The organism is Amycolatopsis mongoliensis (assembly GCF_030285665.1).
Classification (GTDB): domain Bacteria; phylum Actinomycetota; class Actinomycetes; order Mycobacteriales; family Pseudonocardiaceae; genus Amycolatopsis; species Amycolatopsis mongoliensis.
Genome location: NZ_CP127295.1, coordinates 8,470,432 through 8,493,329, shown reverse-complemented (window position 1 = coordinate 8,493,329; position 22,898 = coordinate 8,470,432). Strand labels below are relative to the sequence as shown.

21 protein-coding genes are annotated in these 22,898 nt (G+C 72.5%); 7 read left to right on the top strand and 14 right to left on the bottom strand.

Annotated features, from left to right (window positions below):
• Positions 1-52 precede the first annotated feature (52 nt).
• Complete coding sequence (locus QRX60_RS40700) at positions 53-832, top strand: enoyl-CoA hydratase/isomerase family protein (protein WP_285996791.1); 780 nt, start codon at positions 53-55, stop codon at positions 830-832.
• Here the strand turns inward: QRX60_RS40700 and QRX60_RS40695 are convergent.
• The 6 genes from QRX60_RS40695 to QRX60_RS40670 form a co-directional block, all read right to left on the bottom strand.
• Positions 819-1,283 (bottom strand): AAA family ATPase, encoded by a 465-nt coding sequence (locus tag QRX60_RS40695; RefSeq protein ID WP_285996790.1) that lies wholly within the window; start codon positions 1,281-1,283, stop codon positions 819-821. The two genes, QRX60_RS40700 and QRX60_RS40695, sit on opposite strands and share 14 nt — an antisense overlap.
• Positions 1,280-3,880, bottom strand: coding sequence for a glycoside hydrolase family 97 catalytic domain-containing protein (locus QRX60_RS40690; RefSeq protein WP_285996789.1), 2,601 nt, complete (start codon positions 3,878-3,880; stop codon positions 1,280-1,282). The genes QRX60_RS40695 and QRX60_RS40690 overlap by 4 nt, the downstream gene beginning before the upstream one ends.
• A gap of 127 nt (positions 3,881-4,007) precedes the next feature.
• Positions 4,008-4,571 (bottom strand): P-loop NTPase family protein, encoded by a 564-nt coding sequence (locus QRX60_RS40685; protein ID WP_285996788.1) that lies wholly within the window; start codon positions 4,569-4,571, stop codon positions 4,008-4,010.
• 107 nt (positions 4,572-4,678) lie between these two features.
• Positions 4,679-5,488, bottom strand: coding sequence for a hypothetical protein (locus QRX60_RS40680; RefSeq protein WP_285996787.1), 810 nt, complete (start codon positions 5,486-5,488; stop codon positions 4,679-4,681).
• A 73-nt stretch (positions 5,489-5,561) separates the two neighbouring features.
• Complete coding sequence (locus tag QRX60_RS40675) at positions 5,562-6,254, bottom strand: aminotransferase class IV (protein ID WP_285996786.1); 693 nt, start codon at positions 6,252-6,254, stop codon at positions 5,562-5,564.
• A gap of 85 nt (positions 6,255-6,339) precedes the next feature.
• Positions 6,340-7,212, bottom strand: coding sequence for a peptidylprolyl isomerase (locus QRX60_RS40670; protein ID WP_285996785.1), 873 nt, complete (start codon positions 7,210-7,212; stop codon positions 6,340-6,342).
• Positions 7,213-7,359: 147 nt separating this feature from the next.
• Between QRX60_RS40670 and QRX60_RS40665 the strand changes: the two genes are divergently transcribed.
• Together QRX60_RS40665 and QRX60_RS40660 are read left to right on the top strand one after the other, a co-directional pair.
• Positions 7,360-7,926: an MBL fold metallo-hydrolase gene (locus QRX60_RS40665; RefSeq protein ID WP_285996784.1), complete on the top strand. Its 567-nt coding sequence runs from the start codon at positions 7,360-7,362 to the stop codon at positions 7,924-7,926.
• Between the two features lie 2 nt (positions 7,927-7,928).
• On the top strand, positions 7,929-8,570 hold the full coding sequence (locus QRX60_RS40660) for a hypothetical protein (protein ID WP_285996783.1): 642 nt from the start codon (positions 7,929-7,931) through the stop codon (positions 8,568-8,570).
• Here the strand turns inward: QRX60_RS40660 and QRX60_RS40655 are convergent.
• The 3 genes from QRX60_RS40655 to QRX60_RS40645 form a co-directional block, all read right to left on the bottom strand.
• Positions 8,542-8,787, bottom strand: a complete 246-nt coding sequence (locus QRX60_RS40655; RefSeq protein ID WP_285996782.1) for a hypothetical protein — start codon at positions 8,785-8,787, stop codon at positions 8,542-8,544. The genes QRX60_RS40660 and QRX60_RS40655 overlap by 29 nt on opposite strands.
• A 72-nt stretch (positions 8,788-8,859) precedes the next feature.
• Positions 8,860-10,431, bottom strand: a complete 1,572-nt coding sequence (locus QRX60_RS40650) for a YibE/F family protein (protein ID WP_285996781.1) — start codon at positions 10,429-10,431, stop codon at positions 8,860-8,862.
• A 240-nt stretch (positions 10,432-10,671) separates the two neighbouring features.
• Positions 10,672-11,649: a GlxA family transcriptional regulator gene (locus QRX60_RS40645; protein WP_285996780.1), complete on the bottom strand. Its 978-nt coding sequence runs from the start codon at positions 11,647-11,649 to the stop codon at positions 10,672-10,674.
• A 98-nt stretch (positions 11,650-11,747) separates the two neighbouring features.
• On the opposite strand from QRX60_RS40645, the gene QRX60_RS40640 reads away from it, so the two are divergent.
• The 4 genes from QRX60_RS40640 (at position 11,748) to QRX60_RS40625 (ending at position 16,593) form a co-directional block, all read left to right on the top strand.
• A complete protein-coding gene (locus QRX60_RS40640) occupies positions 11,748-12,452 on the top strand; it encodes a DJ-1/PfpI family protein (protein ID WP_285996779.1) in 705 nt (234 codons plus the stop codon).
• 101 nt (positions 12,453-12,553) lie between these two features.
• Positions 12,554-15,511, top strand: coding sequence for an AfsR/SARP family transcriptional regulator (locus QRX60_RS40635; RefSeq protein ID WP_285996778.1), 2,958 nt, complete (start codon positions 12,554-12,556; stop codon positions 15,509-15,511).
• Between the two features lie 100 nt (positions 15,512-15,611).
• Positions 15,612-16,121 carry a hypothetical protein gene (locus QRX60_RS40630; protein WP_285996777.1) on the top strand — a complete coding sequence of 170 codons (510 nt, stop codon included), beginning with the start codon at positions 15,612-15,614 and terminating at the stop codon, positions 16,119-16,121.
• Positions 16,122-16,215: 94 nt separating this feature from the next.
• On the top strand, positions 16,216-16,593 hold the full coding sequence (locus QRX60_RS40625) for an SPW repeat protein (protein ID WP_285996776.1): 378 nt from the start codon (positions 16,216-16,218) through the stop codon (positions 16,591-16,593).
• A 30-nt stretch (positions 16,594-16,623) separates the two neighbouring features.
• Here QRX60_RS40625 and QRX60_RS40620 read toward each other — a convergent pair whose 3' ends face one another.
• The 5 genes from QRX60_RS40620 to QRX60_RS40600 all read right to left on the bottom strand — a co-directional run bounded on the left by QRX60_RS40620 (position 16,624) and on the right by QRX60_RS40600 (position 22,772).
• On the bottom strand, positions 16,624-17,688 hold the full coding sequence (locus QRX60_RS40620) for a DNA polymerase ligase N-terminal domain-containing protein (RefSeq protein WP_285996775.1): 1,065 nt from the start codon (positions 17,686-17,688) through the stop codon (positions 16,624-16,626).
• A 53-nt stretch (positions 17,689-17,741) separates the two neighbouring features.
• A complete protein-coding gene (locus QRX60_RS40615; RefSeq protein WP_285996774.1) occupies positions 17,742-18,212 on the bottom strand; it encodes a hypothetical protein in 471 nt (156 codons plus the stop codon).
• A gap of 155 nt (positions 18,213-18,367) precedes the next feature.
• Positions 18,368-20,269: an ABC transporter ATP-binding protein gene (locus QRX60_RS40610; protein ID WP_286003802.1), complete on the bottom strand. Its 1,902-nt coding sequence runs from the start codon at positions 20,267-20,269 to the stop codon at positions 18,368-18,370.
• Positions 20,270-20,376: 107 nt separating this feature from the next.
• Entirely contained in the window at positions 20,377-22,110 is a 1,734-nt protein-coding gene (locus QRX60_RS40605; protein ID WP_285996773.1) for an ABC transporter ATP-binding protein, read from the bottom strand.
• Positions 22,104-22,772 carry a TetR/AcrR family transcriptional regulator gene (locus QRX60_RS40600; protein WP_285996772.1) on the bottom strand — a complete coding sequence of 223 codons (669 nt, stop codon included), beginning with the start codon at positions 22,770-22,772 and terminating at the stop codon, positions 22,104-22,106. The genes QRX60_RS40605 and QRX60_RS40600 overlap by 7 nt, the downstream gene beginning before the upstream one ends.
• Positions 22,773-22,898: the final 126 nt, after the last annotated feature.

Below are 22,898 nucleotides of genomic sequence, written 5' to 3'. Positions count from 1 at the left end.
CCGTGTCACACACCGCAGTTTTCGCTCAGGGCGAGCGGTTAGGGTGCGGTTCATGACCGACGGATTCGACCTGACGCGCGACGGCGAAGTCGCCCGGCTCACGCTGACCCGGCCGGAGAAGATGAACGCCATCACCTACGGCATGTGGTCGGCGATCCCCGACGTGGTGGCCGAGGTGGAGGCCGATCCGGCGCTGAAGGTGCTGGTGATCGCGGGCGCGGGGAAGCACTTCTCGGCGGGCGCGGACATCAGCGAGTTCGGCGAGCTGCGGACGACGGCCGAGGGCGCGGCGAGCTACGACAAGGCGGTCGAGGGGGCGGTCGCGGCGCTGACCGCGATGCGCAAGCCGTCGGTGGCGATGATCCAGGGCAACTGCATCGGCGGCGGCTGCCAGGTCTCGGTGGCGTGCGACTTCCGCTTCGCGGCCGAGGGGTCCCGGTTCGGCATCACCCCGGCGAAGCTCGGCATCGTCTACCACTTCGACTCGACACGCCAGCTGGTGTCGCTCGTCGGACCGGCGCACGCCAAGTACTTCCTGCTGTCGGGCGAGCTGATCACGGTCGGCCGGGCCCGCGAGATCGGGCTGCTCAACGACGTCTTCCCGGCCGACGGCCTGGAGGCTGCGACGCTGGAGTTCGTGTCGACGCTCTGCTCGCGCTCGCAGGCGTCGATCCGCGGCATGAACCGGATCATCGAGAAGATCGTGGCGGGACAGGAGACCTCGGACGCGGAGGTCGAGGAGATCCGGTCCGAGGCCCTGCACGGCGAGGACTACGCGGAGGGCGTCGCCGCGTTCCTGGAGCGGCGGCCGCCGCGCTTCACCTACCGCTGAGCGCCACGAGCCGGTCGACGACGTCGCCGAGCGGGAGCCGGGTGTCGATCTCCGCGGTGGCCGACGCCCGGAGCAGCGGTTCGACCTCGGCGGTGTCCGCCACGATCCGGGCACGTTCCCCGGCCGCCTTCCCGAACGGGTTGCCGGCCCGGGCGGCGACCCTCGCGAGCATGACCGCGAGGGGAGCGCTGAGCAGCACGACCTCGGCGAACCGCGGGTAGAAGAGCGCCTGGTTCGCCACCGTGCCGGAGAGGAACAGCGGCTCGCCCGACCGCTCGTGCCCCCCGAGCAGAGCGTCGATCCGGTCGGTGCGCCACAGCGGTTCCCCGTCGACCTCCACGATCCAGCCGCCGTGGTCGGTGTCGACGGCCCGGTGGCCTCGCCGTGCCAGCTCGGCCAGAGCCGTCGACTTCCCCGCACCGGACATGCCGGTCACGAAGATCACCGTCACGTGCAGGTCACCGTCGCGTCGGCCCAGTCGGCGTGGTCGGAGTCCTTGTCGTCCCCGCCGTCGGTCACCTCCAGCGTCAACCGGCGGACACCCGTGACGTCCGCGGTCACCGGCACCGCGCCGTCGGCGTCCCGCAGCACCGGGGTCTCGGCCAGCACCCGGCCGTCACCCACGACGCGGAAGGCCACCGAGCCTTCCGTGCCGACTTCGTCGTCGAGGCCGGTGACCGCCGAGAACGCCGTGCACGCGCCGCCGAGCCAGACCGTCACCGAGCTGGGCGCGTTCGTGCCCAGGCCGTGCGCGGAGGTCTGCCCGGCGATGGTCAGCGGGTGGCCGTCGCCCTCGGCGGTGTCGCCGTTGGACCGGTCGCGCTCCACCGGGCCCCAGCCGTTCGACGACGCCAGGAACGGCAGGCCGCTGACCAGCGCGGTGCCGGTGGGCGCCGGTGGCGGGATGAACGCGCTGGTGGCGGCCTCGACGTGCACCGGCCGGTGCTCCGGATCGCCGCGGAAAGAGTAGGTCGCCGCGACCGGCAGGTCCGTCGTGCCCGCCGGGCCGCCGGTGAACCGCCAAGTCCCCGCCAGCGCCTGACCGGCGGACAGCACCGGCCGGAAGACCGGCTCCCCGGTCACCCGCCAGCCGGCGGGGGTGATCGGCGCCAGTTCGATGTCGTACAGCGAGGCTCCGCCGCGGGGCAGCTCGAAGGTCGCCGAGACCTCGACACTGGTGCCCTCCGCCGTCGGCGGCGTGACGCTCAGCCGGGTCGCGGGCACCTGCCGGACCTCCTGGTCGCAGGACGCCCGGCCGGGCCGCGCGGGACAGAGGACGGTGACGAACCCGCCGTTCGCGGCCACCGGCACGGTCAGCTGCCCGCCCGCGGTGACCGTCGACTTCTCCCGCAGCAGGCCGGACGGCCCGTCGCGCAGGGTGTCGGCGAGCCAGCGGCCCTGGCCGAGGAAGTCCAGCGGCGCCGTCACCTTCGTGGCCGGCCCCGCCTCGATGCCGCCGACGAACCAGCGGTCACCCGAGCGCCGCGCGAACACGGCCTCCCGCCCGGGCCGCCCGGACAGCAGCCGGGTCTCGTCCCACACCGTCGGCAGCTGGTCGAGCGTGTGCAGGGCCTCCGGTCGCGCTTCGTAGTTCTCCGGCTTGTCCGCGCCGTGCTGCCAGCCCGACTCGTAGACGAAGAACGTCGCCACCTCGTGCGCGTCCGTGGTGTCCCGGTCGGCCACGACGAACGCGGTCGGCGTGTAGTCCATGCTGCCGACGACGTTGCGGGTGAACGGGAACATCGTGTTGGTCGCGGCCCGCGTCTTGAACTGCTCCGCGCCGCGGACGGCTTCGAAGCTCATCACGTGCGGCCAGGTCCGCTGGAAGCCGCGGGGGACGGTCGCGCCGTGGAAGTTGAGCATCAGGTGCCGCGCCGCGGTCGCTTTCGCGATGTCGTCGTAGAACCCGAACCGCGCCTGCGTGTCGGAGTCCATGAAGTCGACCTTGATCCCGGCCGCGCCCCAGGACTTCACCAGCGGAAGCCACTTCGCGCGCTCGGCCGGCGTGTCGAGGGTGTTCCAGCGGAACCACAGGATCACCTCGACGCCGCGGGCGCGGGCGTACCGGATGACGTCCGGTACCCAGGAGGCGTCCCAGCCCTCGTCGATGAGCAGGTACGGCCAGCCGTTGCGCGCGGCGAAGGCGGCGTACTGCTTCTGCCGCACGGGATCGCCCGGACTGTCGTGTTCGGACAGCCACGACCAGGCGACCTTGCCCGGCCGGACCCAGGACGTGTCGGCCAGCCGCGACGGCGGCGCGAGGTCGTCGACCAAAGTGGACTCGGTGACCGTCGCGAGGTCGCCGGTGATCGCCACCCGCCACGGCGTGGCGAACGGCCCGGACCCGGTGACGGCGGCGTCGGCGAGCTTGATCGCGTACGCGGAGGTTCCGGCCGCGTGCGCCAGCCGCGCACCCGAGTACCGGCCGTCCACATCGGACTCCGTCAGCAGCGTGTAGCCGCCGTCGCCGGTGTCGAACAGCGACGGGAAGCCGTAGTCGCCCGCCTGCGCGCCGCTCGCGGTGGTCTCGACGCGGACCTTCTCGTAGTTGGGGGAGTAGGGCAGCAGCCACGCCGGCGCTGCGGCGGGCAGGGTGAACGACGACGCCTCGCCGGTGATCGTCCCGCCGTCCGGCAGCACGTAGCGGTAGGCGACACCGCCGGCGGCCGCGCGCACGACGACGTCGAGCCGCGTTTCGCCGGCGCCGGTGAAGGACAACGTCGTTTCCGCCGCCCGCGCGTGCCGCTGCAGGCGCTTGCCGGTGGTCATCGCGTAGCGCTCGTCCACGATCCGGTCGGTGCGGCGGAGGAACCGCAGGTCGCGGGTCAGGTCGGCGGTCTTCGTCCGCAGGCCCAGCGGGGCGGGGGCGAGCACGGTCGCGGTTCCGCGGGAGACCGCGAACGTCAGGCCGCCTTCACCGGTGCGGGCGACCGCGGCGGTCACCGCGCCGGTGAGGCTCACGGTCCAGCGGTCGGCGGCGTCGGCGGGCATCGCGGCGACCAGGGTAGCCGCGCAGGCCACGACGAGCGCCGGGACGGCACGCCTCACCGGCCGGATCGCTTTCCGGAACGCCAAAGAACCCAGCTCCCTCGCTGCGCGGAGAAACGGTGCCGATCATCGATCTTCGGCGGCCGTTCCGCATCCGGTCAACGGACAGAGCGGGACGAAAACCTCTTCAGGCGTCGAGATAGGCGCGGAAGTGGTCGTCGACCACGTCGGTGACGCCGGCCGGATCGAGCTTGCCGTCGATCTCGATGACCCGGATGCCGAGCTCCCGCGCCGAGCGCACGGCCTGCGCGGCGAGCATCCGGTCGCGCGTCAGCCGGGTCCGCTGCCGGGGGATCGCCGGTCCGTCGGAGCGGTGCCGCAGCTGGTGCTGGCGGAACAGCTCGGTCGGTACCAGCACGACCATCCGGCTGGGCGAGTCCACGAGCGGCGCGACCAGCTCCGGCCGCAGCCCCCGGCCCTCGGCGACGATCGGCCGCGGCGACTCCCAGGCGCGCAGCTCGTCCAGGGCGCACTCGAACCGCCGCCGGAACTCGGCCAGCAACGCGGTCAGCTGGTCACCGGCCGGGACGTCGTCGGGGGGGGTGGTGGCCGGCCGGGCCCGATCGTCGTGGTGGTAGGTCGCCAGCCCGTGGCGCGCGGCCAGCAGCCGGGCGACGGTGGACTTGCCCGTCCACGGGGCACCACCGATCCAGAGCGTCTTCCGCAGCGTCCCGAACGGATCCGAGGTCATCGTTCGACTATTGCGGCACCGGCGGGCCGAAGGCCAGCGTTCCGGCACCGGTTGAGCCGTTCAGCGCAGAGTGACCCGCTACGTACGGGGGGCCACGAGGGAATCCGTCACGATCTGTCGCCTTCGTCGTCGACGACCAGGACGGTGGAGCTGTCGGCGAAGCCCGGTTCCTTGTCGAAGCGGAACCGGAACTGCGCGCCGGGCCGGATCGCGGCGATCACCTGGGTGTCGGCGGTGTCGAGCACGATGATCGAGTGCTCGGCGGTGATCGGCTCCTCGCGCAGCAGGACTTCCGGCGTCGCGTCCGGCCGCGGTTCGGGGACCACGACCGGGATCGGCAGGGTGCCGCTGACCGAGCCGGAGCCGTCATCGTCCTCTTGGTGCTGCGGCTCGAACGGCGGCGGCGGGACGAGCTGCGGCCGGCGGCGCCACCAGAGTCCGGCGAGCAGGCCGGTCAGCAGGCCACCGGTGCCGCTGACCGCCGAGGCGAGCCCGACGCCGAGCCCGGAGGGTTCTTCGGCCGGTTTCGCCTGCGGGACGGCCGGGGGAGTGGCCGGCAGAGGGCCGAACTGCACGGCGGGGTCCTTGGCGTCGCCGGGCAGCTGCAGCACCTGGCCGGGCTCGATGGCGGTGGGGTCGGTGAACGGCGTCCCGTCCGGCCGCGGCCGGCCCTGGTTCAGCTGGAAGATCTCGGGGAAGCGCCGCCCGTCGCCGAGGGCCCGCTCGGCGATCTTGAACAACGTGATGTCGTCGGGGTTGTCGGCGTGCGGAACGATGTAGTACTTGACCGGAGGCGGCGGCGTGGTCTGCGCGAGCGCGGGCCCGCCGGCGAGCACGGCGAAGAGGACCCCGGCTGCTCCGGCCTGCCCGGCCCGGCCGAGGACGCGGCGCACCGCGGGAACCCGGTTTTCGAGCATGGTCCGCCCTCTCCCCGGCGACCCCGGCGGGTCCCGGTGTTGCCCCTTAACACGGGGCGGGCGGAGCCGCGGTTCAGATCTCGTCCCAGGGCACGGTTTCGTAGGCCCGCGCCAGCAGCTCCACCGCGCGGTCGGCGGACGGCAGCACGAGGTCGTCGACGGACGCGACCGCGCGCCCCGGCGTCTCGGAATTCGTCACGAACATCGCGTCGAACTCGCGGAGGTCGGCGGGCCGGACCTCGCGCGTCTCCTGGGGGACACCCAGCCGGCGCAGGGCTTCCTTCTGCACCAGCATCGTGATCCCCGGCAGCACCGCGGCTTCCGGCCACACGACCGTGTCGCCGGCCAGGAACCCGGCGTTCCAGACCGAGGCCTCGCTGATCCGGCCCGCGGGGTCGACGAACAGCGCGTCGTCGTACCCGGCCAGCTCGGCTTGGCGGGCGTGGTAGATCAAGCCGAACGTGCCGAGGTGCTTCACCTGCGGCAGATCCCGTTGGTAGCGCACGGTCCCCAGGCGCAGCGGCGCCGGGTCGGGCGGGTGCGGCGGGAGCGTCCGGACCAGGATCTCCGGCTTCATCGGCTCGTCGAACGAGCGCGTGAGCACCAGGACCCGCACCGAGAGCGCGGGTTCGCCGGCGATCGCCTGCCGGACGTGGGACCGCACGAGGTCGACGTCGAGGTCGCTGCCGAAGAGCAGGCGGGTGCTCGTGGCCAGCCGCTCGAGGTGGAACGCGAGCCCGCGGACCCGCCCGTCCCGGACCTGCATCGCGGTGAAGTGACCGTAGGAGTCATCCCCGCGACGAAGGCGTCCGGGCCGAGCGGGTCCCCGTTCAGCTCGAGGCGCGCCGTCACTACTGGACGGTGACGCCCGTGAACTTCACCTGCTTGGTCGGCGCCCCGGTGCCGTCCTGCGGGTTGGGGTTCGCGATGCCCGCCTTGGCGACCGCGTCGAGGACCTTCAGGCCCTCGTCGCTGATGCTGCCGAACACCGAGTAGTCCGCCGGGAGGCCTTCGGCGCTGCCGTAGACCATGAAGAACTGGCTGCCGCCCGAGTTCGGCGCGGACGTCTTCGCCATCGCGAGGATGCCGCGGCCGTACTTGATCTCCGGGAACGCCTCGTCCGGCATCGTGTAGCCGGGGCCGCCCTGACCGTCCTGGGTCGGGTCGCCGGTGGCCGACGGGTCACCGCACTGCAGCATCTGCAGGCCTTCGGTGCCCAGCCGGTGGCACATGGTGTCGTTGTAGAAGTTCTGCTTCGCGAGGCTGATGAAGCTCTGCACCGCGCAGGGCGCGAGCGCGCGGTCGAGCGTCAGCGGGATGTCGCCCGCGGTGCTCTTCAGCGTCACGTTCACCGTGCCGGTCGACGGGACGTTCTTGCCGTCGGGCAGGTTCACCTTCTTCGGCGCCTTGCCCGTCGTGTCGGCCTTGAAGTCGCACGTCGTCGGGTTCGGCAGCGCCGTCGCCCGCTTCGGCAGAGCCGTGCGCTGCGTCGGGATCTGGAGGTCGGTCGGCGGCGGAGCGGCCGACGACGACGCCGCGGTGTCGGTGGCGTCACCGCCGTTGGCGCTCACGATCCACACCACCACGCCCGCCACGACGAGCACGGCCACGCCGACGACACCAGCGCCGATCCTCCTGCGTCGCTTCTGCTGCTCCAATCGGCGCTCGAGCTGCCTCTCGAGCTTGCGCTTCGCAGCTTCGCGGCGCTGCTGGTTGGTCGCCACCCCGTACCCTCCAGGTTTCCGCTCGTGTCACACGTCTGAGGTAGCGGCAGTGTATGGGCACAGCCTGTGAGGACCATGTACAGGGCCCGCTAGTCTCAACCCGATCGTGATCGGCGCCATCCGGCGCGGAAGTCCGGGAGGCGTTCGGTGCTCGTCGTCGGGTTCGGCAGCGGCCCGCTGCAGGCCAACTGCTACCTGCTGGCGGAGGCCGCCGGTGGCCCGTGCGTGGTCGTGGATCCGGGGCAGGAGGTGGCCGCGCCGCTGACCGCCGCGCTCGCCGAACACCGGCTCGTCCCGGCGGCGCTCGTCGCCACCCACGGGCACCCGGACCACGTCGCTTCGGCCGCGTCGCTCACGGCCGACCACGGCGTCCCGCTGCACCTGCACCCCGGCGACGCCGAGCTGTACGACGGCGACAGCGTGCCGCTCGAAACCGGCACTTTCGCCGGTTTGGCCGTCGATGTCCGGCACCTGCCCGGGCACACGCCGGGGTCGGTGGTGCTGGGCCTGGAGACGTCCGAAGGCGGGCGCGTCGCGCTGACCGGCGACACGCTGTTCGCGGGCTCGGTCGGCCGCGGCGCCGACGCGGAGTCGGTGCGTGAGCTGCTGGCGAGCCTGCCGGACGACACGGTGGTGCTGCCGGGCCACGGCCCGGCGACGACGATCGGGCGGGAACGCGTGGGCAACCCGTTCCTCGCCGGAACAGGGGCGTGACCATGGCCGAGGAGACGCCGGAACGGCTGGCGCTGTTCGAGGAGGACCCGCGCGGGCGCCGGCGCCGCGGGATATCGGGCCTCATCGGGGTGGTGATCGTCGCCGCCGCGTTCGGCGGCGTCGCGGGCCTGATCGGCGGCACCGTGATCGGGCTGGTCGTCGCCCTGGTGATCGCGCTGCCGCTGTTGTACGTGATGGCGGTCAGCATCCGGCGCCGCGTCTGGCTGGAGGGCTCGACGCTGCTCGTGCGCACCTGGGGGCTGCGCCGGGTCGACCTGGTCACCGCGACGCGCCTCGACCTGGTGATCGGCGACGTCCGCGGCTCCCGCACGGTGAGCCTGCTGGTCAACGCCGGCCAGCGGGGCAAGGTGGCGAAGGTGGACCTCGCGGTGTTCTCCGGGACCGGCGGCCGCGAGCTGGGGATCCTGCAGCTGCGGAAGCTGGCGAACGCGCTGATGAACAACGTCGAGGCGAACGGCCTCGTGTTCGGGGAGCTGCTGGTCGCCGAGCTCAAGGCCGAGGCACGCGGCTCCGGCGTGGCGGAACGCCCGCTCTACCGGCTGGCGTCGGTGGCGCCGTCGGGCAAGTACGTGCAGCGGTTCACGATGGAGGCCGTCAGCCGGTTCGTGGCGACTCTCGACTGAGCTCTTCGTCCGCCTCGCGGAGCTGCTCGAGCTGGTAGACGAGCTCCGGCACCTCCTGCGCGATGTACGCGGCGAGCCGCTCGACGTGGTGCAGCGTGGCGCGGACGTCGTCGAGGGCGGCCGCGATGCGGGGCAGGGACTCGACGGCCTGGACGGTGGCCGTGACCACCCGCAGCGCGCCGCGCACGAGGCACCGCGGTCCGGCGAACAGCATCATGGCGCCTCCCGGGTCGGCTGCCGCCTTCCTACCGCGTTCTCGCTGGTCCAGTCCGGTCGGGGTGCTCCGGCGTTACGGGTGGGACGGAACGGCCTTCGTGGTGCTGCTGAGGTACCCGGCCGGCTCGCGCGAGGCGATCAGCGCGGCCAGGATCGTCGTCACCGGGACCGCCGCCACGATGCCGACGCTGCCGGCGAGCGTCCGGACGATCTCCTGGGCGATCTCCTCGCTGCCGAGCAGCGCACCGAGCCCGACGCCGGAGATCGACGAGTACAGCAGCACCGGCAGCGCGGCCCCGGCGTAGGCCATGACGAGCGTGTTGACCGCCGAACCGACGTGGTCGCGGCCGATCCGCAGGCCCGAGCGGTACAGCTCCTGCCAGCTCAGGTCCGGGTTGGCGCGGCGGAGCTCCCAGACGGCGCTGGTCTGGGTGACGGTGACGTCGTCGAGCACGCCGAGCGCGCCGATCACGACACCGGCGAGCAGCAGTCCCCGCGAGTCGATGCCGTGGCCGAGCGAGCCGATGAGCGTCGACGTGCTGTCGTCGAGCCCGGTCAGCGAAGCCGCGGCGGAGAAGATCGCCGACAGGACGCCGATGAGGGCGAGGCTGGCGAGCGTGCCGAGGACGGCCGCCGACGTTCTCGCCGAGAGGCCGTGGGTCAGGTACAGCGCGATGAACATGATCGCGCCGGACCCGGCGATGGCCACGACCAGCGGGTTCTCGCCGGCGAGGATGGCCGGGAGGATGAACAGCGCGATCACGACGAAGGACAGGCCGAGCGCGACGAGCGCGGCGAGGCCCTGCCAGCGGCCGAGCACCAGCACCGCGACCGCGAAGAGCGCGGCGAGCACGAGCAGCGGGGTGCCGCGCTGGAAGTCGACCAGCTGGAAGCTCGCGGGGTCGCCGGCGTTCCCGCCGTTGTAGGCGAGCACGACGGCGTCGCCCGCGGTGAACCGCGGGGTGCTGGGCTCGATCGGCACGGTCAGCTTGAGCTTCTTCCCGTCGGCGGGGCCGTCGGTCATGGTGAGGTCGACCGTCAGGCAGGGTTTCGCGTTCGGGTCGCTCTGGTCGCCGACCTGGACCTGGCCCTGGGCGAGGCAAGGGCCGGTGTTCGTCGCGGTGATGTTCGCGGCCACCGGCGTGCCCTGCGGGACGACGCTCGTCGGGTCCGGTTTGCCCCACGGGTAGAGCACGATCATGCCGACGACGGTGGCCAGCGCGAGCGGGGCGAGCAGCCAGATCAGGAGCAGCCGGACCCGCTTGGACGCCGGGGCGGCGGGGCCGTGCCCGTGCCCATGGCCGTGCCCGTGGCCGGTTTCCGGCTGGGGTTCGGGCTTTTTCGCCGTGCGCGGCTGGGTTTCCGCCGGGACCCGCTGCGGCCCGGTGTCTCCGCGCCGGGCGGCGCGCTGGGGCCCGGTGTCGGTCCGCTGGTCGCCCGCGGGGACGCGCCGAGCGCCGTTCGCCTGGACTCGCTGCGGTCCGGTGTCGGTGCGGCGCCGCGTGCCTTCGGGCGGCGTCCGGCGGGCGGGCTTCCGGGGCGTTCCCGGCGTTCCGGACGCTCCGCGGGCCGGGGAAGGGGACACCTCGTCCGTGATCCGGCGAATCGGGCCGGTTGCGTCGTCGTCCAGGTCGGGGCGGTCCACCCGCACATCCTGACAGCGGGTTTCCCGGGTCCGCGCGAGGGGCCGCCCACGGCCCGGTTCGTCCCGATGCGCCGTGTCGTCCCTTCAATCACGCGTGTCGCCCCTCCAGTCACGTGTCGACCCTCCAGTCACGCGTGTCGACCGCCCGGTCACGCGAGCCCGCCGCGGCCTCGGTGTGATCCGGAGGTCGACTCGCGTGATCGGAGGGTCGACACGCGTGATTGCGGGGTCGACACGGCATCAGCCGTAGGCCTGGCGGACGTGGACGCGGCGGTAGGCCGACGGCGGGGTGTCGAAGTGGTCGAGGAAGGCCTGGCGCAGCGTCTCCGTCGAGCCGAAGCCGCAGCGGCGGGCGATCGTCGCCAGGGGGAGGTCGGTGCCGGACAGCAGGCGTGCCGCGTGCTCGGTGCGGACCGTGCGGACGTACTTGCCCGGGGTCGTGCCCAGGTGCGCGTCGAACAGGCGGGTCAGCTGGCGTGTGCTGATCCCCGCGCGGGCCGCGAGCGCCGGCGTGCCGAGGTCCTCGTCGAGGTGCTCGGCGATGTACGCGGTCAGGTCGCGGACCTCGCGGTGCTCCGGCGGCGGGCCGGCGAGGAACAGACTGACCTGGGCCTGGTTCCCCGGCCGCTGCAGGTACGTCACCAGGGACCGGGCCACTTCGCGGGCCAGCGTCGGCCCGTGGTCGGCCTCCACGAGCGCCATGGTCAGGTCGAGCCCGCTGGTCACCCCGGCGGCCGTGTAGACGTTGCCGTGCTGGACGTAGAGCGGCACCGGGTCCACCGTCACCGCCGGGTAGGCGTCCGCGAGCTTCGCCGCCCAGCGCCAGTGGGTCGTCGCGCGGCGGCCGTTGAGCAGCCCCGCCGCGGCCAGCACCTCAGCGCCCGTGCAGACCGACGTCACCCGCCTGCTGGTCTGGGCCAGCCGCCGGACGTGGGCCAGCACGCGCTCGTCGGACGCCGCCGTCGTGCTGCCCCAGCCGCCCGCGACGACGAGCGTGTCGAGGTCGCCCGCGACCTGGTCGAGCCGCAGGTGGGGCTGCAGGATCAGGCCGGAGCACGTGCGGATCGGCTGGCCGTCGATCGTGGCCAGCCGGATCTCGTACGGCGGGCGGGCGCCGTGGCGGTTCGCGGCATCGAGCACGTCGGCCGGGCAGGCGACGTCCAGCAGCTCGACGTCGGGGAATCCGACGATCGTGACCCGTCTGGGTGAACCTGCCATGATCGCACGCTAGCAGCCGGACCGGCCTTCGGACGCGGTTCGCAGGATTTCGGACATCGGCGCCTTCCGCGCCGAGACTCCCGGCCAGGGTGAGGGCCATGACCGCTGAGCAGAAGACCCTCGCCTTCGTCGTCTACCCGGGGCTGACGCCGCTGGACCTGGTGGGCCCGCTCCAGGTGCTGAGCGCCCTGGCCCAGCTGGACCCGGGCTACCGGACCGTCGTCGTGGGCGCCACGAAGGACACGGTCGGCACCGACACGCCGCTGAGCGTCGCGCCGAGCCACACGTTCGACGAGGTGCCGTCGCCCTACGCGGTGCTGGTGCCCGGCGGCACCGTGCCGACGCTGCGCGCCATGGCGGACGAGCGCCTCCTCGCCTGGCTGGGCACCGCGGCCGCGGGCGCCGAACTGGTGACGTCGGTCTGCACCGGCGCCCTGATCCTCGGCGCGGCCGGGCTCCTCGAAGGCAAGCGGGCGACGACGCACTGGATGTTCCGGGACCTGCTGACCGGCCTGGGCGCGACGCCGGTCGCCGACCGGTGGGTCGAAGACGGCCGGGTGATCACGGCGGCAGGCGTCTCGGCCGGGATCGACCTGGCGCTGCACCTGGTCGAACGGCTGGCCGGGCGGCAGATCGCGACGAACGTCCAGTTCGCCATCGAGTACGACCCGGAGCCGCCACAGGGCGGCCTGGACTGGGCGAACCAGCCGTACGGCGACCTCAAGCCGCTGCGCGAGCACACGCTGCGGGCCGGGCTGGCCGACAACCCGGAGCTACTGGGCAAGTTGCTCGCGCACACCTGAACCAATGTCGTCGGCCATCCGGGTGATCGAGCGAAATGCCAGGCATCGGACGGCTACATTCAGCCCGCTCGATCAGGTGATCTCGCGGATGAGGTGTAGCCGTGCGGTTCCAGGTCCTCGGCCCGATGACGGCCTCCGTAGTGCTGCCGTCGGCGGCCCAGCCAAGGCGGCTGCTCGCCGTCCTGCTCGCGCGCGCCGGCCAGTTCGTCGGCCGCGACACCCTGGTCGACGAGCTGTGGCCGGACGGCGCGCCCTCCAGCGCCGCGGCGATCGTGCAGGTCACGGTGTCGAAGCTGCGCAAGACGCTCTCGCCGGGGCTCGGGGCCGCGGAGGCCGGGCAGCGCCTGCGCTCGGGACCGCGGGGCTACGCGCTGGCCGTCGAGCCGGGGGAGCTGGACGCGGACGACTTCCTGACGCTGCTGTCCTCGGGCGCCGACGACCGGGCGCAGCGTCGGCGCGCGCTCGAACGGGCCTTGGCGTGCTGGCGGGGCGACGCGTTCGCCGACGTCGCGGGCGGGCCGCTGCTCGAGGCGCACAAGCTGTGGCTGGAGGACCGGCGCTCCGCCGCGTTGCTGCAGCTGGTCGAGCTGGAACTCGCGGACGGCGACGGCCGGTCCGTCGTCGAACGGCTCGACCCGGTCGTCGCGGCCCGGCCCGCCGACGAGCGGTTCGCCGCCCGGCTCGCGTCCGCGCTCGGCGCCGTCGGCCACCGCGAGTCGGCCCTCGAGGTGCTCCGCCGGACGCGGCGGGCGCTCTGGGAGGAGGCGGGCGTCTGGCCGGGCGACGACCTCGTCGCGGTGTACCGCCGGATCGCCGGCACCGACTGGACGACACCCGGGCCGCCCGCCCAGCTCCCGCCCGCGGTGCCCGACTTCACCGGCCGCGCGGCCGAGCTCGCCGACGTCGGCCGGGCCCTGCGCGGCCCGGGCCCGGTCGTGCTGCACGGCGCCGCCGGGGCCGGGAAGTCCGCGCTGGCCGTCCAGGCGGCCTGGCGGGTGCGCCGCCGGTTCCCCGACGGCCAGCTGACCGCTTCGCTGCGCGGCCCGGACGGTGCCCCCGCCGACCCGGCGACCGTGCTGGCCGGTTTCCTCCGCCTGCTCGGGGCGACACCGGCGGAGCTGGCCGACCGCGGCGGCCTGACCGGGCTCTGGCGCAGCTACACCGCGGACCGGCGGCTGCTGGTGCTGCTGGAGGACGCCACGAACGAGGCCCAGGTGCGGGCGCTGCTGCCGAGCGGGCCCGGGTGCGCGACGCTGGTCACCGTGCGCCGGGAGCTGCCCGGCCTGTGCGGCGCGCGCCCGGTCCCGGTCACCGGACTGTCCACAGAGGACGCCTGGGCGCTGCTCGCGGCGATCGCGGGGGAGGCCCGGCTGAGCGCGGAACCCGAAGCCGCGCACCGGATTCTCGGCCACTGCGCCGGGCTCGCGCTCGCCGTCCGGATCGCCGGGGCGAAGCTCGCCGCGCGGCCGAACCAGCGCGTCGCCGAGCTCGCCGCCCGGCTCGCCGACGACCGCCGCCGGCTCGACGAGCTGACCACGGGCGACCTCGGCGTCCGGACCACCGTGACGTCGGCACTGCGCGAACGGCCCGCACCCGACCGGTACCTCCTGCGCCTGCTCGCCGCCTTCGCCGGCCCGGTCCCGGACTGGTGCGCGGCGGCGCTGCTGGACCGCCCCCTCGACGAGGCCCGCGACCGGCTCGACGCCCTGGCCGGCGCCCACCTGCTGGAGCCGGCCGGGACGCGCTGGGCGGTGGCCCCGTTCGCCCGGCTCGTGCTGACCGAAGGCCCGCCGCCGGAGACGGACGCGGTCGCGCTGCGCCGCGCGTGCGAGGTCACCCTCGCCCTCGCCGAGCACGCCAGGGGCCGCCCGCCGGCCGGCTCGCCGAAGCCGGATCCCGCTGCGCTGCGGCAGGTTTCGGCCGACCCGGCGGCCTGGGCGGCCGAAGAGACCGCCCACCTCGCCGCGGCCGCCCAGCTGGCCGATGCGCACGGCTGGCACGACCTCACCGGACGCCTCGCCGACGCGTGCACGGCACTGGCGGGCACGCCGTGGCTCGGCCACGCCGCCCACGCCGTGTCGATGCTCGGCCTGGCCGCGGCCCGCCGCCGCCAGGACCCGCACGCGGAAGCCGAAAAGCTGTACAACCTCGGCTCGGTGCACCTGCAGCACGGCCGCGGACGGCAGGCGCGGAACTACTTCGTCATGGCCGAGAACCGCTTCCGGCAGCTGGACGACCCGCAGGGCACCGGCGCGGTCCTGACTGCGCTCGCCGACATCGACCTCGACAGCGGTGACGCGCAGGCCGCCGAAGCCGCGCTGCTGGAGGCCCTCGACTTGCTGCGCGAGTGCGGCGACCGCCACGGGCAGGCGGCCGCGGCGGCGCAGCTGGGTTCGCTGGCCGAGGACGTCGGGGACGTGCGGCGCGCCGTCGAGAGCTTCGAGGTGAGCATGCTCCTCGCCCGGGAGTGCGACGACGGCCGCGGGCACGACCAGGCCGCCAAGCGCTACGCCGACGTGCTGCGCCGCCACGGCGGCTCCGACCAGGCGGCCGACCTGCTCACCGGCGCGCTCGGCGGCGCCGTCCGCACCCGCGAGCGGCACTGGGAGGCGCACGTCCTGCGCAGCCTCGGCGACCTGCACACCGAGGCGGGCGAGCTGTCCGACGGCGAACACTGCCTGACGCGCTCGCTGACGCTGTTCGAGCAGATCGGGCACCGGCACGCCGCCGCCTACACCCACCGCTGCCTCGCCGAGCTCCGCCGCCGCGCGGGGGACCCGGCGGGCGCGCGGTGGCACCTGCGCGTCGCGATGGCGGTGTTCCGGGAGCTGCGCGACCGCCGCGGCGCCGGGTACACCCTGCTCAGCCTCGGCCGGACCCACGCGGACGAGGGCTCCGGGCCGGAGGCCGCGCGGCTGCTGCGGGCGTCGGCCGGCCTGTTCGAGGAGCTCGGGTTCCCGCTGTGGGAGCTGCGCGCGCTGCGGGAGCTCGACGCCGTCACCAGTGAATCCCCCGCCCGGGACCGGACTCGTGAAGTCTTGACGAAGATCAGGACCTGAGGCGGCGCCACCGCATCCGGCGGCCGCGCCGTTTGGCGAAGTTATGGCCGTCCCGATTTGGCTGCCGCCGTTCGGATCTTCGCAGGAGAAGGAGCAAGGCATGCCGGGACAACGGATGCTCGCGCGCGTGGCAGTGGGACTGACCGCTTCGGCCGCGACGGTGGCCTTCGCGACCATCGGCACGGCGTCGGCGAGTGTCGAGGTCACGAAGCTCAGCCAGTCGGCCGCCGCGTCACAGCTGTCCGCCGCCGGGGTCACGCACTCGTCGAGCGGGGGCTGCACCACGCGGTCCAACTCGACCTGCACGTCCTACGAGCAGATCAACCAGACCACGGTCACCGGCGTGATCACGTTGAAGCGGGCCAGCGGCTGCGCGATCAACATCACCGGCGGGACCGAGGTGGGCCACGCGTCGGGGACCTACAGCCACTACAACGGCTACAAGGTCGACATCTCGCACAACAGCTGCATCGACAGCTACATCAAGAACACCTTCAGCTACATCGGCCTCCGGGGCGACGGCTACCCGCAGTGGAAGGCCGGCTCGGGCAACCTGTACTGCGACGAGGGCAACCACTGGGACATCACCTACTACACCTGCGGCTGCTGAGGCCCGGTACGGGGCCTGCCCGTCTCGAGGGCTGCGGGCAGGCCCCGGTTACCGGCCGCTACCACCGGGTACCCCTCCGGCAGGAGGTGAGGAGATGACTTCGCACAGCACTCCGGCCGGTGGGCAGCGGACCGCCGTGCTCGGCGCGGCCGCGGGCCTCGTCCTGCTCGCCGGTCTGTACCTCGTGCTCGCCCCCTGGGTCACCGGGTTCGGCGGGGCGGGCGTGCTCGCGTTCAGCAACACCGTCGTCGGCGTGGTCCTGATCGCGCTGGCGATCGCCCGCACCGCGACCCGGCGCGTGCGGTTCCTCGGCTGGGTCGTCCCGGTGCTCGGCGCGTGGGCGGCGCTTTCCCCGTGGCTGCTGCGGCAGGCCGCCGGGACGCAGCCGTCGACGGCCGCGCTCGTCGGCAACGCCGTCGCCGGCGCGGTGGTCGTCGTGGCCGGCGTGGTCGTGCTCGTCCGCGGTGACTGACCCCCACGGCCGGGAAGACGAGCCCAGGCGTCAGTTGCCGACGAACAGCCAGCCGCCGGAGCCGGGGCGGTACTCGCCGTCCGCCCGCTTGGCGACCACGCCCGGCAGGCCGTGCTGGCGGCTGGCGCCGAGCACGGCCTCGCCACCGCCGAGGAAGTAGCGGGGGACCTGCCAGTGACGATCGGCCACCGGCAGGCCTTCCAGCAGCTCACGGCGTTCGGTGTACGGCAGCGCCAGCGTCGGCTTGCCGTCGAGGTGGAGGACGTCGCTGGCGAAGTAGAAGACCGGGCAGTACGTCTTGAGGCGCTTCGCCGCGGCATCGCCGGCCCGGCGGCGTTCTTCGAGGCCTTCGGGGGAGGGCTTGCCGTCCTTCACCACGACCACTTCGCCGTCCAGCAGGACTTCCGTCGATCCCAGCTCTTCGCCCAGCTTGTGCAGGTCCGGGTAGCGGCCGGTGACGTCGGCGCCGGAGCCGTCGTGCGCGGTGACGCGGCCGCCGGAGACCAGCAGCATCGTGCGCAGGCCGCCCCACGCGAACTCGTACGCCCACTCGTCGTCGTCCGCCGGGAGCTCGCCCGGGACCGCGGTCATCGGCTCGAGGAACTCCGGCGCGTCCTCGTGCCCCGGCTCGGCCGGATCGAGGCGCCGCAGCATCCAGTCGCGGTCGTCGTCGGCGTTGTGCCGGTTGAGGAAGAGGTACTTGCCGCGCGCCCGCTCGCCGTGGAAGACGACCTCGACCTTGTGGTCGTTCCAGTGCAGGGTTTCGTACTTCCCGGTGTCCCACACGGTCATCCGGCCACCGCCGTACTCGCCCGCCGGGATCTCGCCCTCGAACGTGAGGTACTCCATGGGGTGGTCCTCGGTGTGCACCGCGAGCCGGTTCACCCCGGGCGTGAGTGGCAGGCCCCGCGGAACGGCCCACGACACGAGCACGCCGTCGCGTTCCAGCCGGAAGTCCCAGTGCAGCCGGGAGGCGTGGTGCTCCTGGATGACGAAGAGGTCGTTGTCCCCGGGCTCCGGCGGCCCGTCCGGCCACGGCTCGGGAGTACGGTCCTTGCCGCGTTTGCCGCGGTACTCGGTGAGTTTGTCCGCCATCGCCGGGCCCGGTACCCCTTCCGCTCGGGAGCGTCCAGGGTACCGGGTGACGGTCAGCCGTACTGGCAGACCGAGGCGGTGCGGTAGCAGTTCGCGTAGTGGCCGATCTGGTGGTCGTAGTCCGTCAGGCGGATGACCACGTGCTCCACTCCGCCCGGCACCTTCGCGGTCAGGCCGTGGGTTCCGATCGACCCGGTGACGTCGACGCCTTGGTCCGCGCAGGCCTTCTGGTTCGAGCCGGGGAACGCGTAGGGGTCGGTCACCTTGGTCGACCCCTGGTAGCCGGTGGCCGTCACCGTGATGCACTCGCCGGCTTTGACGAACAGGCTCGTGCCGCCGATGGTGACCGTCTTCGACGACGTGGACCAGCTCAGGCTTCCGCTGAGCGCGGTGGCCAGTGCCCCGGAGCTGTGGTGGACGTCGACCGTGAAGCCGGACGGTGCCGCCGAGGCCACTCCCGCCGTCGCCGTGGCCAGCACGGCCACGGCTCCCAGCGCTGTTCCGATCCGGGCAAGGTTTCGCATCCGTCGTCCCCTCTGTCGTGGAGCCCGATCGCTCCGCCACCTCCGGAACGCCCGGCCTCGCCGGCGGTTGAGCTCTGCGCGCGCGGTTCACCTGTTCGGCCACGACGACGAAGGCCCCCTCGCCGGTGGGCGAGAGGGCCTTCGCGAACCCTGCGTCAGTCGGTTTCCGCCATGGCTTCGGCGAACTGGGCCGCGTACAGCCGCGAGTAGGCGCCGCCGCTGTGCAGGAGCGTCTCGTGGTCGCCCTGCTCCACGATCCGGCCGTGCTCCATCACCAGGATCACGTCCGCGTCGCGGATAGTCGAGAGCCGGTGGGCGATGACGAAGCTGGTCCGCCCGCTGCGCAGCGAGTTCATCGCCCGCTGGATCAGCACCTCGGTGCGGGTGTCGACCGAACTGGTCGCCTCGTCGAGGATGAGGATGACCGGCTTCGCCAGGAACGCCCGCGCCACCGTGATCAGCTGCTTCTCGCCCGCGCTGACCGTGCCGCCCTCGTCGTCGAGGATCGTCTCGTAGCCGTCCGGCAGGGTGCGCACGAACCGGTCGACGTACGTCGCCGTCGCCGCTTCGACGATCTCGTCGCGGGTCGGGTTGTCGGCGCCGTAGGCGATGTTCTCCGCGATCGTGCCGCCGAACAGCCACGCGTCCTGCAGCACCATGCCGGTCTGGTCGCGCAGTTCCTCGCGGTTCATCTTCGCGATGTCGACGCCGTCGAGCGTGATCCGCCCGCTGTCGAGCTCGTAGAACCGCATGAGCAGGTTGACCAGCGTGGTCTTGCCCGCGCCGGTCGGGCCGACGATCGCCACCGTCTGACCGGGTTCGACGGTGAGCGACAGGTCGTCGATCAGCGGCTTGTCCGGCAGGTAGCGGAACGAGACGTCCTGGAACTCGACGCGCCCGTGCACCGGCGAAGGCCGCTCCGGGTGCTCCGGCTCCGGTGCCTGCTCCTCGGCGTCGAGGAGCGCGAACACCCGCTCGGCCGAGGCGACGCCGGACTGCAGCAGGTTCGCCATGCTGGCGATCTGCGTCACCGGCTGGCTGAACTGGCGGGAGTACTGGATGAAAGCCTGGACCTCGCCGAGCGTCAGGCTGCCCGACGCGACGCGCAGCGCGCCGATCACCGCCACCAGCACGTAGCTCAGGTTGCCGATGAACATCATCGCCGGCTGGATCATCCCGGAGATGAACTGCGCCCGGAAGCTCGCCTCGTACAGCGTTTCGTTCTGCTTGTCGAAGATCGCCGCGGACTCCTCGCGCCGGCCGAACACCTTGACCAGCGAGTGCCCGGTGTACATCTCCTCGACGTGCGCGTTGAGCTTCCCGGTCGTCGCCCACTGCTTGATGAAGTTCGGCTGGGCCCGCTTGCCGATCTTCGCCGCCACGACGGCCGAGAGCGGCACCGTGATCAGCGCGATCACCGCCAGCAGCGGCGAGATCAGGAACATCATGATCAGCACGCCGATCACCGTCAGCAGCGACGAGACGATCTGCGACAGCGTCTGCTGCAGCGACATCGCCAGGTTGTCGATGTCGTTGGTGACGCGGGAAAGGACCTCGCCGCGCGGCTGGCGGTCGAAGTACTTCAGCGGCAGCCGCGCGAACTTCTCCTCGACGTCCTGGCGCAGCCGGTAGACGGCGTTCTGCACCAGGGTCGTCGTCAGCCGGGCCTGGACGAGCCCGAAGAACGACGCGATCACGAACAGCGCCAGCACGGTCAGCAGGATCTGCCCGACCTTGTCGAAGTCGATGCCCACGCCGGGCACGAGGTCCACGCGCCCGTAGATGTCGGCGAGCGTGCCGTCGCCGCGGGCACGCAGCCCGGCGACGATCTGCTCCTTGGTGACGCCCGGCGGCACCTGCCTGCCGAGGACGCCGGCCAGGATCGCGTCGGTGGCCTGCCCGAGGATCTTCGGCCCGATCACGGTCAGCGCGACGCTCGCGGCACCGAGGACGAGCACCCCGATCAGCTGGAGCCGTTGCGGGGCCAGCATCCGGAGCAGCCGCTTGAGGGAACCCTTGAAGTCGAGGGCTTTCTCCGGTGGTGCGCCGCCGGCCATCCACCGACCGGGCCCGGCCGTCGCGGCTCCGGTGTTCTTGTGCCGCTCGGCGGTCGGCCGTTCCCCGGCTTCGGTGACGGCGGGTTTGGCGGATTCTTCCGTGGTGCTCACGCCGCCTCCTGTTCGGTCAGCTGGGACAGCACGATCTCCCGGTAGGTTTCGTTGCCGTCGAAGAGTTCGTGGTGGGTGCCGGTCCCGACGACGCGGCCCTCGTCGAGGACGATGATGCGGTCGGCGTTCCGGATGGTGCTGACGCGCTGCGCGACGATGATCACCGTCGCGTCGGCGGTCTCCGAAACCAGCGCGCGGCGCAGAGCCGCGTCGGTCGCGTAGTCCAACGCCGAGAACGAGTCGTCGAACAGGTAGATCTCCGGTTTGTGCACCAGCATCCGGGCGATCGCGATGCGCTGCCGCTGACCGCCCGAGACGTTCGTGCCGCCCTGGGCGATCGGCGCGTCCAGGCCTTCGGGCATCGCCGCGACGAAGTCCTTGCCCTGCGCGACTTCCAGCGCGTGCCACAGCTCTTCGTCGGTGGCGTCCGGGTTGCCGTAGCGCAGGTTGCTCGCCACCGTGCCGGCGAACAGGTACGGCTTCTGCGGCACCAGCCCGACCGCGCGGGCCAGTACCGCCTGGTCCAGGTCACGCACGTCGATGCCGTCGACCTTCACCGTGCCCTGCGTGGCGTCCATCAGCCGCGGGATCAGGTTCAGCAGCGTGGTCTTGCCGGTGCCCGTCGACCCGATCACCGCGGTCGTCTCGCCCGGCCGCCCGATCAGCGAGATGTCCTGCAGCACCGGCTTTTCCGCGCCGGGGTAGCGGAACTCGACCCCGGACAGCTCCAGGTGGCCGTGCAGCGCGCCGGGCGTGACCGGCGACGCCGGCAGCCGGACGCTCGTCTCGGTGTCGAGCACTTCGCTGATCCGCTCGGCGCTGACCTCCGCGCGCGGCACCATCATGAACATGAACGTGGCCATCATGACCGACATCAGGATCTGCAGCAGGTAGGACAGGAACGCCGTCAGTGCCCCGATCTGCATGCTGCCGGAGTCGATGCGCTGGCCGCCGAACCACAGCACGGCGACGCTGGAGGCGTTCATCACGAGCATGACGATCGGGAACATCAGCGCCATCAGCCGGCCGACGCGCAGCGACACCGTGAGCAGCTGGTCGTTCGCGACGTCGAAGCGCTCGCGTTCGTGCTTGTCGCGGACGAACGCGCGGATGACGCGGATGCCCATGATCTGTTCGCGCAGCACCTGGTTGATCTTGTCGATCCGCTCCTGCATCAGGCGGAACGCCGGGCGCATCTTGGTGATGATCGTGCCGACCGCGATCGCCAGCACCGGCACGATCACCAGCAGCAGCGAGGAGAGCGGCACGTCGAGGTTCAGCGCCAGGATGATCCCGCCGACGCACATGATCGGCGCCGACACCATCAGCGTCAGCGTCATCACGACCAGCATCTGGATCTGCTGGACGTCGTTGGTGGTGCGGGTGATCAGCGACGGCGTGCCGAACTGGCCGACCTCGCGGGCGGAGAAGTCCTGCACCCGGTGGAAGACGCCGGCGCGGATGTCGCGGCCGACCGCCATCGCCGTGCGGGCGCCGTAGTACACCGCGCCGATCGAGCCGGCGATCTGGGCGAGCGTGACGGCGAGCATCACGGCGCCGATGCGCATGATGTAGCCGATGTCCCCCTTGATCAGACCGTTGTCGACGATGTCGGCGTTCAGCGTCGGCAGGTAGAGCATGGCGATCGTCTGCACGAGCTGCAGCGCCACGATCAGCCACAACGTGGCCTGGTACGGGCGCAGGTGACTGCGCAGGAGCTTGACTAGCACAACGGTTCCCCCAGTGATGTGGTGGTGGTGTTCGGTCCGGGTCGCGGCGCGGTGCCGCCGGTCAGGGTGGGCATCCCCGTCGCCAGCTCGTCCAGCAGCCGTTCCAGGGTCGGGAGGAACGGCTCGCCCTCGCTCATGAACCAGTTGACGAAGGCGACGCGGACAGCGCTTTCCACCGTGGCGGCCATCAGCCGGCACAGCAGGTGGTCCGCCCCGCCCGCCCGCTTCGCGATGGTCTCGGCGAGGACGCGTTCGACCGCCGCGTGGGCGTTGAGGAACTCGCCGCGCAGCATGAGCTGGCCCATCAGCTCCCGGATACGCGCAACATACGCGCGATCCGGCTCGCCCTCACGCGAATATTGGTGGATCACCGCCTGCTTGACGGACTCCCAGAGCGGCTCGCCCTCGGGCCGGGCGAGCAGGGCTTCGCGCATCCCCTCGTGGCGGTCGACGACCATCGAGCAGACCGCCTGCTCCTTGCTGGAGAAGTAGTTGTTGAATGTGCGGGGGGAGACACCGACCTCGGTGGCGATGTCCTCGACCCGCACGTTCTCCAGCCCGCGGTCCAGCGAGAGCCGCAGCGCGGCCTGCGCGAGCGCCCGGCGGGCCTCGCGCTTCTTGCGTTCCCGCAGCGTCAGCTTCGGTGGTTCGTCCGGCGGCATGAACGGAGTGTAGCGAAAAACTTGCGTGGCCCGCAAAAAATTGCGTGGCGCGCAAAATTAGGGCGAACCGGACAGCAAATGGATCCGTCGTGCGCGTCCGTCCGGCCTGCGGTATCGGCACCCGTG